The organism is Pseudomonas sp. NFR16 (genome assembly GCF_900108875.1).
Classification (GTDB): Bacteria; Pseudomonadota; Gammaproteobacteria; order Pseudomonadales; family Pseudomonadaceae; genus Aquipseudomonas.
In genome coordinates this window covers 433,417-449,679 of record NZ_FNYJ01000005.1, presented here as the reverse complement: position 1 = coordinate 449,679, position 16,263 = coordinate 433,417, and the positions used below count along the sequence as shown (strand labels likewise).

The 16,263-nt window shown below is 59.7% G+C and carries 16 protein-coding genes; 10 read left to right on the top strand and 6 right to left on the bottom strand.

Annotation, left to right across the window (positions count from 1 at the left end; all coding sequences use genetic code 11):
* Positions 1–78: 78 nt before the first annotated feature.
* Positions 79–1,005, bottom strand: a complete 927-nt coding sequence (hemF, locus tag BMZ10_RS20740) for an oxygen-dependent coproporphyrinogen oxidase (protein ID WP_093466575.1) — start codon at positions 1,003–1,005, stop codon at positions 79–81.
* Between the two features lie 208 nt (positions 1,006–1,213).
* On the opposite strand from hemF, the gene BMZ10_RS20735 reads away from it, so the two are divergent.
* Positions 1,214–2,191: an NADPH:quinone reductase gene (locus BMZ10_RS20735; RefSeq protein ID WP_093466573.1), complete on the top strand. Its 978-nt coding sequence runs from the start codon at positions 1,214–1,216 to the stop codon at positions 2,189–2,191.
* Positions 2,192–2,316: 125 nt separating this feature from the next.
* Here BMZ10_RS20735 and BMZ10_RS20730 read toward each other — a convergent pair whose 3' ends face one another.
* The 3 genes from BMZ10_RS20730 to BMZ10_RS20720 all read right to left on the bottom strand — a co-directional run bounded on the left by BMZ10_RS20730 (position 2,317) and on the right by BMZ10_RS20720 (position 5,191).
* A complete protein-coding gene (locus BMZ10_RS20730) occupies positions 2,317–2,874 on the bottom strand; it encodes an L-threonylcarbamoyladenylate synthase type 1 TsaC (protein WP_093466571.1) in 558 nt (185 codons plus the stop codon).
* A gap of 39 nt (positions 2,875–2,913) precedes the next feature.
* Positions 2,914–4,041 carry a DNA-processing protein DprA gene (dprA, locus tag BMZ10_RS20725; RefSeq protein ID WP_093466569.1) on the bottom strand — a complete coding sequence of 376 codons (1,128 nt, stop codon included), beginning with the start codon at positions 4,039–4,041 and terminating at the stop codon, positions 2,914–2,916.
* Positions 4,042–4,165: 124 nt separating this feature from the next.
* Positions 4,166–5,191: a LysM peptidoglycan-binding domain-containing protein gene (locus tag BMZ10_RS20720; protein ID WP_093466567.1), complete on the bottom strand. Its 1,026-nt coding sequence runs from the start codon at positions 5,189–5,191 to the stop codon at positions 4,166–4,168.
* Between the two features lie 142 nt (positions 5,192–5,333).
* Here BMZ10_RS20720 and def point away from each other — a divergent pair, with 142 nt between their 5' ends.
* The 5 genes from def (at position 5,334) to BMZ10_RS20695 (ending at position 10,112) form a co-directional block, all read left to right on the top strand.
* Positions 5,334–5,840 (top strand): peptide deformylase, encoded by a 507-nt coding sequence (gene def, locus BMZ10_RS20715; RefSeq protein WP_093466565.1) that lies wholly within the window; start codon positions 5,334–5,336, stop codon positions 5,838–5,840.
* A 133-nt stretch (positions 5,841–5,973) separates the two neighbouring features.
* The gene (fmt, locus tag BMZ10_RS20710) at positions 5,974–6,933 is read left to right on the top strand and encodes a methionyl-tRNA formyltransferase (protein ID WP_093466564.1); all 960 of its coding nucleotides are present in this window, start codon (positions 5,974–5,976) and stop codon (positions 6,931–6,933) included.
* Complete coding sequence (gene rsmB / locus BMZ10_RS20705) at positions 6,930–8,252, top strand: 16S rRNA (cytosine(967)-C(5))-methyltransferase RsmB (protein WP_093466562.1); 1,323 nt, start codon at positions 6,930–6,932, stop codon at positions 8,250–8,252. The genes fmt and rsmB overlap by 4 nt, the downstream gene beginning before the upstream one ends.
* A gap of 161 nt (positions 8,253–8,413) precedes the next feature.
* On the top strand, positions 8,414–9,787 hold the full coding sequence (gene trkA / locus BMZ10_RS20700; RefSeq protein WP_093466560.1) for a Trk system potassium transporter TrkA: 1,374 nt from the start codon (positions 8,414–8,416) through the stop codon (positions 9,785–9,787).
* Between the two features lie 34 nt (positions 9,788–9,821).
* A complete protein-coding gene (locus BMZ10_RS20695; RefSeq protein WP_177182182.1) occupies positions 9,822–10,112 on the top strand; it encodes a hypothetical protein in 291 nt (96 codons plus the stop codon).
* A 119-nt stretch (positions 10,113–10,231) separates the two neighbouring features.
* On the opposite strand, the gene BMZ10_RS20690 is transcribed toward BMZ10_RS20695, so the two are convergent.
* A complete protein-coding gene (locus BMZ10_RS20690) occupies positions 10,232–11,119 on the bottom strand; it encodes a lysophospholipid acyltransferase (RefSeq protein ID WP_093466556.1) in 888 nt (295 codons plus the stop codon).
* 395 nt (positions 11,120–11,514) lie between these two features.
* Here BMZ10_RS20690 and BMZ10_RS20685 point away from each other — a divergent pair, with 395 nt between their 5' ends.
* Together BMZ10_RS20685 and BMZ10_RS20680 are read left to right on the top strand one after the other, a co-directional pair.
* Positions 11,515–12,030, top strand: a complete 516-nt coding sequence (locus BMZ10_RS20685; protein WP_093466554.1) for a DUF2778 domain-containing protein — start codon at positions 11,515–11,517, stop codon at positions 12,028–12,030.
* Complete coding sequence (locus BMZ10_RS20680) at positions 12,011–12,538, top strand: hypothetical protein (RefSeq protein ID WP_093466551.1); 528 nt, start codon at positions 12,011–12,013, stop codon at positions 12,536–12,538. The genes BMZ10_RS20685 and BMZ10_RS20680 overlap by 20 nt, the downstream gene beginning before the upstream one ends.
* Positions 12,539–12,611: 73 nt before the next feature.
* On the opposite strand, the gene BMZ10_RS20675 is transcribed toward BMZ10_RS20680, so the two are convergent.
* Positions 12,612–13,163, bottom strand: coding sequence for a DNA-3-methyladenine glycosylase I (locus tag BMZ10_RS20675; protein WP_093466548.1), 552 nt, complete (start codon positions 13,161–13,163; stop codon positions 12,612–12,614).
* Positions 13,164–13,245: 82 nt separating this feature from the next.
* Between BMZ10_RS20675 and glyQ the strand changes: the two genes are divergently transcribed.
* On the top strand, positions 13,246–14,193 hold the full coding sequence (gene glyQ / locus BMZ10_RS20670) for a glycine--tRNA ligase subunit alpha (protein WP_093466546.1): 948 nt from the start codon (positions 13,246–13,248) through the stop codon (positions 14,191–14,193).
* Positions 14,190–16,244 (top strand): glycine--tRNA ligase subunit beta, encoded by a 2,055-nt coding sequence (gene glyS, locus BMZ10_RS20665; protein ID WP_093466544.1) that lies wholly within the window; start codon positions 14,190–14,192, stop codon positions 16,242–16,244. The genes glyQ and glyS overlap by 4 nt, the downstream gene beginning before the upstream one ends.
* Positions 16,245–16,263: the final 19 nt, after the last annotated feature.

Below are 16,263 nucleotides of genomic sequence, written 5' to 3'. Positions count from 1 at the left end.
GAACTGGAGTCAGCCTCCAGAGAGCGGTGGTCTGTGCAGCCCTGCTCGCGAACTAGCTCGCGAACAGGGCGATGAGTTTCAAGCCGACGGCGGCAGCAGGCCCAGCCAGTCGCGGTCCTGTAGGAAATACTCGGTCAGGCGCGCTTCCTCGCTGTTCGGCGCAGCTTTCCAGTCGTAGCCCCAACGAACGTGAGGCGGCAGCGACATCAGGATCGACTCGGTGCGGCCGCCCGACTGCAAGCCGAACAACGTGCCGCGGTCGTAGACCAGATTGAATTCCACGTACCGGCCACGACGGAATTCCTGAAACTCCCTTTGCTGCGGCGTGTAAGGCGTCCCTTTGCGGCGCTGCACGATGGGCAGGTAAGCCTCCACGAAGGCATCGCCGATTGCCCGCAGAAACGCAAAGCTGGTGTCGAAGTCCCACTCGTTCAAATCGTCGAAAAACAGACCGCCGATTCCGCGCGGCTCATTGCGATGCTTGATGTGGAAATAACGGTCGCACCAGGCTTTGTAGCGTGGGTAAACGTCGGCACCGAACGGCGCACACGCCTGCTCCGCGATCCGGTGCCAATGCACGCAGTCTTCTTCGACGCCGTAGTAGGGCGTGAGGTCGAAGCCACCGCCGAACCACCAGACCGGCTCTTCACCATCTTTTTCAGCGATAAAGAAACGCACGTTGGCGTGGGAGGTCGGAACATGTGGGTTGTGCGGATGCATGACCAGTGAAACGCCAAGGGCCTCGAAGCCACGTCCGGCAAGCTCGGGACGGTGCGCGCTGGCCGAGGGAGGCAGACCAGCCCCGAACACATGGGAGAAGTTGACTCCGCCTTTCTCGATAACGTGGCCGTTTTCGATCACGCGCGTGCGGCCACCGCCACCTGCAGGGCGCTCCCAGGCGTCTTCCACAAAACGGCCGCTGCCGTCTTCGTGTTCCAGAGCGGCGCAGATCCGGTCTTGCAGATCGAGCAGGTAGGCTTTGACAGCATCGGTGCGACAGGACATGGCAGTACCTTGAAGGTGAAACGGGGTTTTGAGCGGGCCGCGTACGTTGCCGGGTTGCAACAGCTGCCGCTGAACAAAACGCGACTGCGAAAATTGGCGCGTAGTCTATCACTGGCTAGCCGGGTGCCGCAGTTGACGAACATCAAGCGAAGGAGTCCGATAGAGCCCTTTCGCATTTTCTTGTTTCGATCCATGACGGAGAAAGCAAATGGCAAAGCGTATCCAGTTCCGCAGCTACGGCGGCCCTGAAGTTCTTGAGTACGTCGATTTCGAACCGGCCGCGCCGGGGCCGAACGAAGTGCTCGTGCGCAACAAAGCAATTGGCGTCAACTTCATCGAAACCTACTTCCGCAGCGGCTTGTACCCCGCCCCGGCCTTTCCTTCAGCGCTGGGCAATGAAGGTGCGGGCGTGGTCGAGGCTGTCGGCAGCGACGTCACCCACGTCAAGGTCGGCGACCGCGTGGTATACGGCACTGGGCCGCTGGGCAGTTATGCGGAGCTTCACCTGATACCGGCGGCGAACCTTGCGCTGCTGCCTGACGAAATCAGTTTCGAGCAGGGCGCGGCGGTCATGCTCAAAGGTCTCACGGTGCAATATCTGTTTCGCCAGACCTACGAAATTCGTCCTGAAGAAACCATTCTTTTCCATGCCGCCGCCGGTGGCGTAGGCTCCATTGCCTGCCAATGGGCCAAGGCTGCGGGCGTCAAGCTGATCGGCACGGTCAGCTCGCCGGAGAAGGCCGCGCACGCCAAGGCGCTCGGGGCATGGGAAGTGATCGACTACAGCAAGGAAGATGTCGTCAGCCGCGTGCTGGAATTGACCGGCGGCAAAAAAGTGCCGGTGGTGTACGACGGCGTCGGTAAAGACACTTGGGAAACGTCACTGAACTGTCTGGAACTGCGCGGACTGCTGGTCAGCTTCGGCAATGCATCGGGTGCCGTGTCTGGCGTGAATCTCGGCATTCTGGCGCAGAAGGGCTCGCTCTACGTCACGCGTCCTACGCTTGGCTCCTATGCCAACAGCCCGGAAACCCTGCAGGCCATGGCCGACGAGGTGTTCGGGATGGTTTCGAGCGGCAAGGTCAAAGTCGATGACATCCGTAAATTCGATCTGAAAGATGCGGCACAGGCGCATACCGAACTGGCGGGACGTCGCACGACCGGCTCAATCATTCTGGTGCCTTGAGCCTCGTTCCCGTCTGAAGAGCCTGCTCGCGAAGAAGCCGGTCCATCCGACACAACGTGTCGGCCTCTGCCTCGGCATTCGCGAACAGGCTCGTTTTCAGCGGGATGATGAGTCTAACCGTTAGCTCACCCCGCCCGCACAACCTCAGCCGTCACCAGATCACGGATCACACTGGGATTACGACGCCCGCCGAGCGCGCCGCCGAGCACCATGTCCACCTGCTGATGAAAGTACTGCTCGACGCGAAGGCGTGACCGCGCGGCGGGTCGACCGGCAGGGTTGGCGGAGGTGGAAACCAGAGGGCCGGTCAACGCGCACAGCTCGCGCACCTGCGGATGATCGCTCACACGCAGCGCGACAGTGTCGTGTTTGCCGGTGATCCATTCGGGCAGAAGACCCTGATGCGGGACCAGCCAGGTGTTCGGGCCCGGCCACGTACTGGCCATGCGGTCGATCCACAGCTCGGGGAAATCTTCGAACAGAAAATCGAACTGGCGAATGTTGTCGGCAATGAGGATGAGCCCTTTATCCACAGGACGCGCCTTGATCGCCAGCAGACGGTAGACCGCCTCGGCATCCCAAGGATCGCACCCCAGCCCCCAGACCGCTTCGGTTGGATAGGCAATGACCGCCCCGGCCCGAACCTCTCGTGCGGCTTGTTGCACTCGCCAACTGCTGACCATCGTTCACTCTCCAAAATAACGCTGATCGGCAGTTTAACCTCAGCGCGCCCGGGCAAACCATCGTCCCGCTTCACACGACACGCTGCTGTCCAGCTCAAGCTCCGTCAACGCGGCCAGCACTTTGGGCAGTGGCCAGCCGCTGCTGATCGCCAGCGCCTCCCCCGTCTGCGGTGCGGCGTGCAACAACGCGAGCAAGGGGTGCGATGTGGCGGGCACGGTTTTTTGCGTCGGCTCCGGCGGTGTGGCATTTGAAGAACCGATGTTCTTCCAGCCTTGCAAGGCCTCGAGGATGTGATCGATCGTCTCCACCAGCACGGCGCCTTCGCGAATCAACTGATGACATCCCCGGGCGCCGGGATGATGAATCGAACCCGGAATCGCATACACCTCACGTCCTTGCTCGGCGGCAAGGCGCGCCGTGATCAGGGATCCGCTGGCAACGCTCGCCTCAACGACCAGCACGCCGAGGGACAGTCCGCTGATGATCCGATTGCGTCGGGGAAAGTTGCTCGCATGGGGACCGGCGTCCAGCGGCAACTCGGAAATCACAGCGCCACCCTGCGCCAGCATTGCCGCTGCCAGTTGACGGTGCCGCTGTGGATAAAGTTTTTCGATGCCCGTCCCAAGAACACCAATCGTGGCTCCATTGACGTCAACTGCTCCTTGGTGAGCGGCACCGTCGATACCCAGAGCCAACCCGCTGGTGATGACAAATCCGGCGCCCGCCAGACTCCGGGCGAACGCGGCAGCGGTATCGAGTCCGGGGCGCGAAGCGCGTCGACTGCCCACCATTCCGAGCTGGGGCCGATCAAGCAATGACCGATTTCCGGCGACAAACAACAAAGGCGGCGGATCTGCAATTTCTGCGAGCAGGGCGGGGTAGTCAGGGTCGTCCCACATCAGCAAATGCTGGCCCGGCCGCTCTAACCAGGCCAATGCGGCGCTGGCGCCGTCGCGTACTTCAGGGCTGCGTCGGGCCTCGGCGCTGGCCGCGGGCAAACGCAAAGATCGCCACGCGGAAGCCGGCGCGCTCAATGCGGCAGACGCGCTGCCGAATGCCTGGATGAGAGACTGAAAACGTTTGGGGCCGATTTCCGGCAAGCGATGGAGTCGCAAACGCGCTTCCAGCTCGGCAGGGGACTGACCGGCTTTCTCGAACAGCGGCATGAGATCTTCCTTGATCCGCGGCCCGCTCTATCGAGCGGGCCAACCTGTGGATAACTCTGTTGACAACAATTTGATAAGTGAAGCATGCCGGTGGAGAAAAGTGTTTTACAGCTGATACATAGCATTACGGATTGCTGACTTTATCCATCACCGCCAAAGATCTGGACGCCTGCAGCACCATCGCATAGCTGAGCCTGTCGTAAGTGCGGAACACCATGAGCAAGCCTGAGCGCTCATCCGGGATTTTCACAGGCTCCCCGGTAATGCGATCGCGAACAGTCTCTCCGGTCTTGAGAATTGCGAGGACATTGCCTTCTTCAAGGCCGTCCAGACGGCCACGGTCAAGGGTTACCACGTCAAATTCACCGATCTGCGTCACGCCCCGCGGGACATCGATGATCATGCCGTTCACCGGCTGCCGAGGCTCGCTGGGGACAAACGTTGAATTGATGCCGCGCTCTTCGCTGACGAACAGCCGGTCACCCAGGCGCACTTCCTGAGTCGATCGCTGCATTTGCAACGTCGCGACATCGCCTTCGCTGGCGATCACGTCGCCGCTGCCGATGTCATCGGCATTGATGCCCAGCAACGTGCCGGTGTCCGGATCCACATAGCTCTTGCCTTTGCGGAAAATTCCGTAGGACACATGGCCCGGTTCGAAATACCCGCGCGCATAGATCCGGTCACCGGCGCCGCTGAGCACTCGCTCGCCGTTGCCGGCAACAATGTATGGCGCGGTGTCGAATTGCTCGGGCGTGTCCACGATCCGGTTATTGAGCAGAAATGCATTGATTGCGCCCAGAGGAATGGTGGGGATTGCTTCGGCAATCGGCGTGCTGCGCACACGCGGTGACAATTTGATGGTGCCGCGGGATTCGCCGCGGTTCACGACAATTCTTGGCTGACCGTCGACGTAAATCAGGTTCAACGTGTCGCCGGGGTAGATCAGATCTGGGTCATGGACCTGAGGATTGGCACGCCAGATCTGTGGCCATTTCCAGGGCTGGCTGAGAAATTTGCCGGAAATGTCCCAGAGTGTGTCACCGGCGACAACGGTGTAACTCTGTGGATGACCTTCCCTGAGTTGTACTTGCGCCTGGGCAAAGCCTGTTGCGGCCAGCAGCAGCAGGGCGAGTAGTGATTTCCTCATGCGGTGAATCCCTTTATCATATTGGCTTCGCGTGAAACATAGAGTCTTGCGAGACTTCGGTTTTACAAGGGCTGCCCGCTCGTGACGTCCCTAGCCTAGCAGCCGATTTTGACTTTACCCTACAAGTGCAGCTCAAACGTATATGGCCATTTTAAACATTCTCGAATTTCCAGATTCGCGCCTGCGCACCATCGCCAAGCCGGTGGCCGCTGTGGACGACGGCATTCGCCAGTTGGTCGACGACATGTTTGAAACCATGTACGAAGCGCCTGGCATCGGCTTGGCGGCGACGCAGGTTAACGTACACAAGCGTGTCGTGGTCATGGACCTTTCCGAAGACCGCAGCGAGCCTCGGGTCTTCATCAACCCTGAGCTCGAGCCACTGACTGACGAGATGGATCAGTATCAGGAAGGCTGCCTGTCGGTTCCCGGGTTCTATGAAAACGTCGACCGTCCGCAGAAGGTCAAGGTCAAGGCGCTGGACCGTGAGGGTCAACCTTACGAACTGATCGCCGAAGGCCTGCTCGCGGTGTGCATCCAGCACGAGTGCGATCACCTGAACGGCAAGCTGTTCGTCGACTACCTGTCGAACCTCAAGCGTGACCGGATCAAGAAGAAGCTGGAAAAACAGCACAAGCAGAACGCCTGATCCGGCCGTCTCTCATTATCGTGCAGGAGCGCGCTGACCCGCGATCGCGACATGTCCGTGACACCTTCGTCGACTGACACAACGCAATCGCCGGCCGGCGCGCTCCTGCAGTCATTTTCAGAACGAGAAGTCCATGACTGAGCCACTGCGCATCGTCTTCGCCGGCACCCCGGAATTTGCGGCCGAACACCTCAAAGCCCTGCTCGACAGCCCATACGAGGTGATCGCGGTCTATACCCAGCCCGACCGCCCGGCGGGCCGCGGCCAGAAGCTGATGCCCAGCCCGGTCAAGCAACTCGCTCTGCAACACGACATTCCCGTGTTTCAGCCGCCGACCTTGCGTGCACCCGAAGCACAGGCCGAACTCGCTGCGCTCAAGCCTGACCTGATGGTCGTGGTCGCTTACGGGCTGATTCTGCCGCAAGTGGTGCTCGACATCCCGCGGCTGGGGTGCATCAACAGCCACGCCTCATTGCTGCCTCGCTGGCGCGGTGCAGCGCCTATCCAGCGTGCGGTACAAGCCGGTGATGCTGAAAGCGGCGTGACCGTGATGCGCATGGAAGCCGGCCTGGACACTGGCCCGATGCTGCTCAAAAGCACCACAGCGATCACCGCCGAAGACACAGGCGGCACCTTGCATGACCGCCTGGCAGAACTGGGCCCAGTCGCCGTGCTGAAGGCCATCGCCGGCCTGGCAGATGGCTCCCTGGTCGGTGAAGCACAGGACGACTCCCAAGCAACTTATGCGCACAAGCTCAATAAAGACGAAGCGCGTATCGATTGGTCGCGGCCCGCCGACGAGCTTGAGCGTCTGGTGCGCGCCTTCAATCCGTGGCCGGTCTGTCACAGCACGCTCAACGGCGAAGCCTTGAAAGTGCTGGCCGCTGAGGCGAGCGAAGGCGAGGGCGAACCGGGCACAATTCTCAGCGCCAGCAAAGATGGTCTGATCGTGGCCTGCGGGCAAGGGGCCTTGCGCCTCACGCGCCTGCAATTGCCAGGCGGCAAACCGCTGGGCTTCGCTGACCTGTTCAACAGCCGTCGTGAGAAGTTCGCGACGGGGACGGTGCTCGGCGCACTGGCGGACAGCCAATGAATCCGCGCCTGGCCGCAGCCAAGGCGTTGGCAGCCGTGCTCAGCGGCAAGGCTTCGCTGAACAGCTCTTTGCCCGCTCAATTGGATAAGGTCGAGGACCGTGATCGCGGCCTGACTCAAGATCTCGCGTTCGGCACTGCACGCTGGGAGCCTCGATTGTCCGCATTGGCGGCCAAGTTGCTGCAGAAGCCGTTCAAGGCTGCCGATACCGACGTTCAGGCGTTGCTGCTGGTCGGTCTTTATCAGTTGTTCTACTCGCGCATTCCCGCCCATGCGGCAATTGGCGAAACCGTGGGCTGCGCCGACAAGTTGAAGAAGCCGTGGGCCAAAGCCCTGCTCAATGCGGTCCTGCGCCGCGCGCAGCGTGAAGGTGAAGCGCTGCTGCTCGAGCTGGAACACGATCCTGTCGTGCGCACCGCGCATCCACGCTGGCTGCAAAAAGCATTGAAAGCCGCATGGCCGGAACATTGGGAAGGCATCTGCGCGGCCAACAACGCGCACCCGCCGATGATTCTGCGGGTCAACCGCCGTCACAAGACGCGTGATCAGTACCTTCAGCTGTTGCAGGACGCAGGCATTTTCGGCGTTGCCAGCACGTTCAGCCAGGACGGCATCGTGCTGAACGAGCCTGGTGATGTTCGCGCGCTTCCCGGCTTTGCAGAGGGCTGGATCAGCGTTCAGGACGAGGCGGCGCAACTGGCTGCGGATCTGCTGGAGCTGGCGCCAGGTCAGCGCGTGCTCGACGCGTGCTGCGCGCCGGGCGGCAAGACGTGCCACTTGCTGGAAGTCCAACCGGGTCTGGCGGGTGTCGTCGCTGTGGATCTGGAGGCCAAGCGCATGGTGCGGGTCAGAGAGAACCTTGATCGCCTGGGCCTGAGCGCAGAACTTATCGCCGCCGATGCCCGCGCCACTGATCAATGGTGGGACGGCAAGCCGTTCCAGCGCATCCTGCTCGACGCACCCTGTTCGGCGACCGGCGTCATTCGTCGTCACCCGGACATCAAGCTGACACGGCAAGCGGACGACATTCCGGCACTGGCGACACTGCAGGGCGAACTGCTCGACGCACTGTGGCCGACGCTTCAAGTGGGCGGCATGCTGCTTTACGCGACCTGCTCGACACTGCCGACCGAAAACACGGAAGTCATCGATGCGTTTCTCGCCCGCACCCCCGGCGCTCGGGAGCTGGACATCGCCGGTCAGCAAGGTAATCCGCCGCCGGGGCTGAAGCAGCCTCACGGGCGTCAACTGCTGGCTCAGGAAGGCGGGCATGACGGGTTCTATTACGCGAAGTTGATCAAGATCGCGGCAGCGTCATAATCCCTGTCTGCCGCGTGCGCGGCAGCTGCAATGACGGGTTTTCGACCAAGGCTGTCGAACCCGGTTTCACTCATTACTGCCACTTGGCGGCAGATCGCGGGACGAGCCACGTTCCTGTACAGGGGATGTGGCGCAGCGGCATCAATTCAAGGAGAGATTGATTGAAGATCATCATTCTCGGTGCAGGACAGGTGGGCGGCACCCTGGCGGAGCATCTGGCCAGCGAGGCCAATGACATCACTGTCGTGGACACCGATCAGGATCGCTTGCGTGCACTGGGTGATCGCCTGGATATTCGCACCATTCATGGACGAGGCTCATTTCCCACGGTTCTGCGTCAGGCCGGTGCCGACGACGCTGACATGCTGGTTGCCGTGACCAGCAGCGATGAAACCAACATGGTTGCCTGCCAAGTCGCCCACACGCTTTTCCACACGCCGACCAAGATCGCACGGGTGCGTGAGTCGGCCTACCTGACGCGATCCGGTCTTTTCAACAACGACGCCATCCCTGTGGACGTGTTGATCAGCCCCGAGCAAGTTGTCACCAATTACATCAAACGCCTGATCGAGTACCCAAGCGCTTTGCAGGTGATCGACTTCGCCGAGGGTAAAGTTCAGCTGGTCGCGGTGAAAGCGTATTACGGCGGGACGCTGGTCGGTCAGCAACTGCGCCAGCTGCGCGCCCATATGCCCGACGTGGATACCCGGGTGGCGGCAATCTTCCGGCGTGATCGTCCGATCATTCCGCAGGGCGATACAGTCATCGAAGCCGACGACGAAATCTTTTTCATTGCGGCCAAAGCCGATATCCGGGCAGTGATGGGAGAAATGCGTCGGCTGGAGCAAAGCTATAAACGCATTGTCATCGCGGGCGGCGGGCAGATCGGTGAGCGTCTGGCCGAGGCCATCGAAAACCGCTACCAGGTGAAGATCATCGAGATGAACCCGGCGCGCTGTCGCTATCTGTCGGACACCCTAGACAATACGGTGATCCTGCAGGGCAGCTCTTCCGACCGCGACTTGTTGATGGAAGAGAACATCGACAACGCAGACCTGTTTCTCGCGCTCACTAACGATGACGAAGCCAACATCATGTCGTCGTTGCTGGCCAAGCGCCTCGGCGCGAAAAAAGTGATGACGATCATTAATAATCCCGCCTACGTGGATCTGGTGCAGGGCGGGGAGATCGACATCGCCGTCAGCCCTCAGCTAGCCACCATTGGCACATTGCTGGCGCACGTGCGCCGCGGCGACATCGTCAGCGTGCATTCACTGCGCCGCGGTGCAGCGGAGGCTATTGAAATCGTGGCGCATGGCGACGCGAAGTCGAGCAAGGTGATCGGCAAGGCAATCATGCATATCAACCTGCCGCCCGGCACTACCATCGGCGCGATCACACGGGATGAGCAGGTGATCATCGCTCACGACAGCACCGTGATCGAATCCGGCGATCATGTGGTCATGTTCCTTGTGGATAAGAAATACATCCGCGACGTAGAGCGGCTGTTTCAGGTGGGGTTGAGCTTTTTTTAACGAGGAGATCGGCGTGCTCGAATCGCTGGAAAAAATGCTCGCCAAGGGCATGGACAACGCGCTGCTGCGCTTCGGCCTGGGCAAGGGTTATCTGGACTTGGGTGACAGCGCCAAGGCGATCGAACACCTTCAGTGCTGCGTCGAATTCGACCCGAAATATTCGGCAGCGTGGAAGCTGCTCGGCAAGGCATGGTTGGCGGCGCAAGACGCTGCTCAGGCGCGACAGGCGTGGGAGCAAGGCATTCAGGCCGCAATCGGCCACGGGGACAAGCAGGCCGAGAAAGAGATGACAGTGTTTCTGAAGAAGCTCGGTCCGCAGGGCTGACACATGTGATTGTACCTACGCTCTGCGTGGGTACGCAGCCCGGGCGCTCCGCGCCCATGTGACGCAGAGCGTCACGGGAGGTGTTCCCACGCGGAGCGTGGGAACAATCAAAGGGTGAATCAATACCAGCGCTTCTCGCCTTCGGGCCGCTTCTTGAAGCGCTTCATGGTCCACATGTACTGGCTCGGATACGCCCGCACATATTTCTCCACCACCTTGCTCATCGCCGCGGCCGAGGTTTCGGTGTCGGTGCTGTACATGTCTTCAGGCGCAGCCTCCAGCACCACTTTATAGCCCGAGCCATCGTCCAGGCGCATGGCATGCAGGAAGACGCCGACGGCCTTGCCGCCTGCCAGCATATTGGGTACGAATTTGCTCGTCAGTGCCATGGTCCCGCAAAACGGCACGAATACACCGGCAGATTCAGCAGGCTCAGGATCAGCAGGAATCCCGACCGAACCGCCTTTGCGCACCTCCTTGATGACACTGAGGATGCCTTCCTTGGTCGACGCCGCGACGCGATTGCCCAGCTGTACGCGCTGTTTGCGCAATAATTCATCGACGGCTTTGAGCTTGGGCGGACGATAGAAAATGATCGGCTTGCACTGGCTGCAATAGAAGTGGTTCAACACTTCCCAGTTCCCCAAGTGGCTGGTGATACCCACAACGCCTTTGCCGGACGCCAGTGCGTCCTTCAGCACCTGCAGGCCTTCGACTTCGCGCACCAGATTGATCGATTTCTGAGCAGGCCAAATCCAGGCGCAGGCGCTTTCAGTCAGCGTCTTGCCGATGTCCATCAAGCTACGGCCGACCAAAGCCTCGAGCTCGGTGGAGCTCAACTCGGGAAAGCATTTGGAAAGGTTGATCCGCGCGACCTCGCGAGAACGGTTGGGGAGCTTCCACATCAGCCAGCCAATGCCGGTCCCAACCCATTGCACGGCGCGCCACGGCAGCAGCGCAAACAGTCGCAACGCCCCAACCATCATGGCGCCTTTGAACTTATCCACTGATCACTCCTGAATCGATGAGGCAGGCATTGTAACCGTCAGTTGCCCTCATGAGGGGAGTTGCAGCCCTATTGCAAGACCGCACTCGTCCGCCCTCAACCACCCACCGGCAACCTCAATGGTGCCAATCCACCGCAATCACGGGCACGCGCGCCCTACAGACACGCGTCAACCCCCAAGCTCGGCTTGAAGAATCGGGCTGACAGCCCATGACACGGAATACGACTACAGGACCAGCGGAATTCTCTGATTGTCTCCGTGCACCATCGATCCCCAGACTCTCGCTGACTCCCAAAGGCTGATGCAAGGAAGCATGCAAACGGGAATACAAAAGACATCGGCAAATAACTCATCAAGCCTGAAATCTCAAAAACACACGCAGGGAGCAAGCAATCATGGCAATGGAAGGTCATTTTTTTATGAAGGAAGCGCTGTTCGGTGATTTGACTTTTCCGGAGCTTGGTACATTTCAGGCATTCTCTGGAAAAGGTACATACAGGAACCGCGGTGGATGTCGCGCCATTCCAAACGGAGGTCCTATACCGCCAGGTAAATACTGGATCGTCGATCGAGCCGAAGGCAGCGTTTCATCAAGAATACAAACCGGTTTGAAAGACATGTACAACCGCGTCATGAGGGATGCCAATTTTACTCACGACGAGTGGTTCGCGTTATATCGAGCCGATGAAAAGATTGATGACTGGACGTGGATTGACGGAATCCGACGGGGATACTTTCGGCTGCACCCTGGCAGAATTTCAGAGGGCTGCATAACCCTGCCCAATGATGGCGACTACACGACGATCCGAAACACGCTGCTCCAAACCCCAAAGACGCTAATTCCCGGTACGAACAATCTGATGACTTACGGAACGATAGAGGTCATTTCTCATGATCGAAGCTGTCTTTAAATCAGCGGGGAAATTCCTGCTACTCTCAGGGTTGTTCGCAGCACTCGCGATGTTTTCGTATCAATTTTCCGATTGCTTGGTTGATCGTTATATTTCACTCGAAGACGCGATGATCATCTCAACGTTTTTTAACGGCGATCAAATATCAGAGGCTTTCGATGTGACACGCGACTACTTGGCGTTTTTGATCAACCTGTCGTTTAGCATCATTATCTACAGTGCGATAAAGGCAATGCATGCGAAGTTTATACACCGCAATACCCCCCAGGAAAACCGTCCTCGGCTGACTAATGTTCTTGTCTACGCAACAATGCTTCGGTTGATCAAAGCACTGTTTGTGTTGGGTATATTCTGGGCATTGCTTAAGTTTCTGCCCTACAAACATTTCATAGTTGAGCGCGGTGCACTGCCCCCGCAAACGGTGCTTACCATAGGCTTGACGAATGCGTTCTCGACCGTGGCCATCTATCTAGGGGTGAAGCGCCTTTGGGGAAAGAAATTTCCTTGATTGCGACGCAGAAACCGGTCAACCGCGAACCGGTTTCAAGTGTCAGAAACACAGCCCAGAAGAGGCCTCTTCATTACCCCGCCAGCTCGGCGTATCGATCGCAATCCACCGTGTGGTCCATGACCATGCCGGTGGCCTGCATGTAGGCGTAGCAGATGGTGGGGCCGACGAAGGTGAAGCCGGCCTTTTTGAGGGCTTTGCTCATCGCTTCGGCTTCCGGTGTGATGGCAGGCACTTCGCTGCGGTCCTTGAAGTGGTTGATTCGGGGCTGGCCGCCGACGAAGGACCAGACGAACGCGACCGGATCCTCCAGCCGTAACCAGGCCTGGGCGTTTTTGCGCGCGCCGTTGAGTTTCAGCCGGTTGCGCACGATGCCAGGCTCTTGCATCAGCGTTTCGATCTCGGCATCGGTCATGGCGGCGATGCGCTTCACGTCGAAGTCGAACATCACCTCACGGTATCGCTCCCGCTTCCTCAGGATCGTGATCCACGACAGGCCAGCCTGGAACCCTTCGAGCAATAGAAACTCGAACAGCATCTGCGCGTCGCGCAGTGGCACGCCCCACTCCTGATCGTGATAGTCCATGTAAAGCGGATCTTCGTTGCACCAAAAGCAGCGTGGCATAGGGCTCCCAAGGGTGGAGGCGCTGCTGAATCGGGTATACTCCCGCTCTTTAAATCGCAGCCCCCCAGTACAGGTGAATTTCGTGAGCCAGCCTACGCCAGCCGTGCGTACCTTCCAAGACTTGATCCTCGCCCTCCAGCAATACTGGGCTGAGCAAGGTTGTGTGGTACTTCAGCCCTACGATATGGAAGTGGGCGCCGGCACTTTCCACACTGCCACGTTTCTGCGCGCCGTCGGCCCGGAAACCTGGAACGCAGCCTACGTACAACCGAGCCGTCGTCCTACCGATGGCCGCTATGGCGAAAACCCCAACCGCCTGCAGCATTACTACCAGTTCCAGGTCGTCCTGAAGCCTAACCCGGACAACTTTCAAGAGCTGTATCTCGGCTCGTTGAAGCACGTGGGTCTGGATCCTCTGGTGCACGATGTGCGCTTCGTCGAGGACAACTGGGAATCGCCGACCCTTGGCGCCTGGGGCCTGGGTTGGGAGATCTGGCTCAACGGCATGGAAGTCTCGCAATTCACCTACTTCCAGCAAGTGGGCGGCATCGAGTGCTATCCGGTGACCGGCGAAATCACCTACGGCCTCGAGCGTCTGGCGATGTATCTGCAAGGCGTGGAATCGGTCTATGACCTGGTCTGGACAGACGGCCCTTTCGGCAAAGTCACTTACGGCGATGTGTTCCACCAGAACGAGGTGGAGCAATCGACCTACAACTTCGAGCACGCCAATGTCGACAAACTGTTCGAGCTGTTCGATTTCTATGAAAGCGAAGCGGTACGCCTGATCGAAGCCGAGCTGCCATTGCCGAGCTACGAAATGGTCCTCAAGGCCTCGCACACCTTCAACCTGCTCGATGCCCGCCGCGCGATCTCCGTGACGGCGCGTCAGCAATACATCCTGCGCGTACGCACCCTGGCCCGTTCCGTGGCTCAGGCGTACCTGATGGCCCGGGCCCGACTTGGCTTCCCGATGGCCGCACCCGATATTCGCGATGAAGTGTTGGCTAAGCTGGAGGCTGCACAATGAGTGCTCAAGATTTCCTGGTTGAACTGGGCACCGAAGAACTGCCACCCAAGGCACTGAATACCTTGGCCGAAGCATTCCTGGCCGGTATCGAAAAAGGCCTGCAGGCCGCTGGCCTGACTTACAACGCCAAGCAGGTTTACGCAGCACCGCGTCGTCTGGCCGTGTTGATCACCGAGCTTGCGACCCAACAGCCCGATCGCAGCGTCAACCTGGACGGCCCGCCGCGTCAGGCTGCATTCGACGCCGACGGCAATCCGACTCAAGCGGCACTGGGCTTTGCCAAGAAGTGCGGCGTTGACCTGAGCGAAATCGACCAGAGCGGCCCGAAACTGCGCTACAGCCAGAGCATCGCTGGCAAGCCGACCGCCAGTCTGTTGCCGACCATCGTCGAAGACTCGTTGAACGATCTGCCGATTCCCAAGCGCATGCGCTGGGGCGCGCGCAAGGAAGAGTTCGTGCGGCCGACCCAGTGGCTGGTAATGCTGTTCGGCGAACAGGTCATCGACTGCACGATCCTCGCTCAGACAGCGGGTCGTGAATCGCGTGGTCACCGCTTCCATCATCCGGAAAGCGTGCGCATCACTTCGCCTGCAAGCTACGTCAGCGACCTGCGTGCCGCCCACGTGCTCGCGGATTTCAACGAGCGTCGTCAGCTGATCAGCAAGCGCATCGACGAGTTGGCGACTCAGCACGAAGGCACCGCAATCGTGCCGCCGGCACTGCTCGACGAAGTGACCGCGCTGGTCGAATGGCCCGTGCCGCTGGTGTGCTCGTTCGAGGAGCGTTTCCTTGAAGTGCCGCAAGAAGCCCTGATCACCACCATGCAGGACAACCAGAAGTATTTCTGCCTGCTGGACGCCGAAGGCAAGCTGTTGCCGCGTTTCATCACGGTCGCCAACATCGAGAGCAAGGATCCCTCGCAGATCGTCCTGGGCAACGAGAAAGTCGTTCGTCCTCGTCTGACCGATGCCGAGTTCTTCTTCAAGCAGGACAAGAAGCAGAAACTGGAGACCTTCAACCAGCGTCTGCAGAACGTCGTGTTCCAGGCGCAACTGGGCACCGTGTTCGACAAAGCCGAGCGGGTTTCCCGACTGGCCGCGTTCATCGCACCCCGCATTGGCGGCGACGCTCAGCGTGCCGGCCGTGCGGGCCTGCTGTCCAAATGCGACCTGGCGACCGAAATGGTCGGCGAGTTCCCGGAAATGCAAGGCGTGGCGGGTTACTACTACGCGCTGGCCGACGGCGAGCCACAGGACGTCGCACTCGCGCTGAACGAGCAATACATGCCGCGCGGTGCAGGCGCTGAACTGCCATCCACATTGACGGGCTCGGCGGTAGCCATCGCTGACAAGCTCGACACGCTGGTCGGTATCTTCGGCATCGGCATGCTTCCAACCGGCAGCAAAGACCCGTATGCACTGCGTCGTGCAGCGTTGGGCATTCTGCGTATTCTGATCGAGAAGAAGCTGGACCTGGATCTGATCAAGACCGTGCAATTCGCCGTCACCCAGTTCGGTGCCAAGGTGAAATCAGCCGGTCTGGCCGAGCAGGTCCTGGAATTCATCTTCGACCGCCTGCGTGCGCGTTACGAAGACGAAGGCGTCGACGTGTCGGTGTACCTCTCGGTGCGTGCCCTGCAGCCAGGTTCGGCGCTGGATTTCGATCAGCGCGTGCAAGCCGTTCAGGCGTTCCGCAAGTTGCCTGAGGCCGCTGCACTGGCCGCGGTGAACAAGCGTGTGTCGAACCTGCTGAGCAAGGCCGAAGGCAACATTGCCCAGACCGTCGAGCCAAAGTATTTCGACAACGCCAACGAGTTCTCGCTGTATTCGGCGATTCAGCAGGCTGACCAGGCCGTAGCGCCGATGTCCGCAGGCCGTCAGTACAACGAAGCGCTGGCACGTCTGGCTGCATTGCGCGAGCCTGTCGATGCGTTTTTCGAGGCTGTAATGGTCAACGCGGAAGATGCAAGCGTGAGAGCCAACCGTTATGCGTTGCTGGCACGTCTGCGTAATCTGTTCCTCGGCGTCGCTGACATTTCCCTTCTGGGTTGAGCCGCTGAGGCAGGAGAAC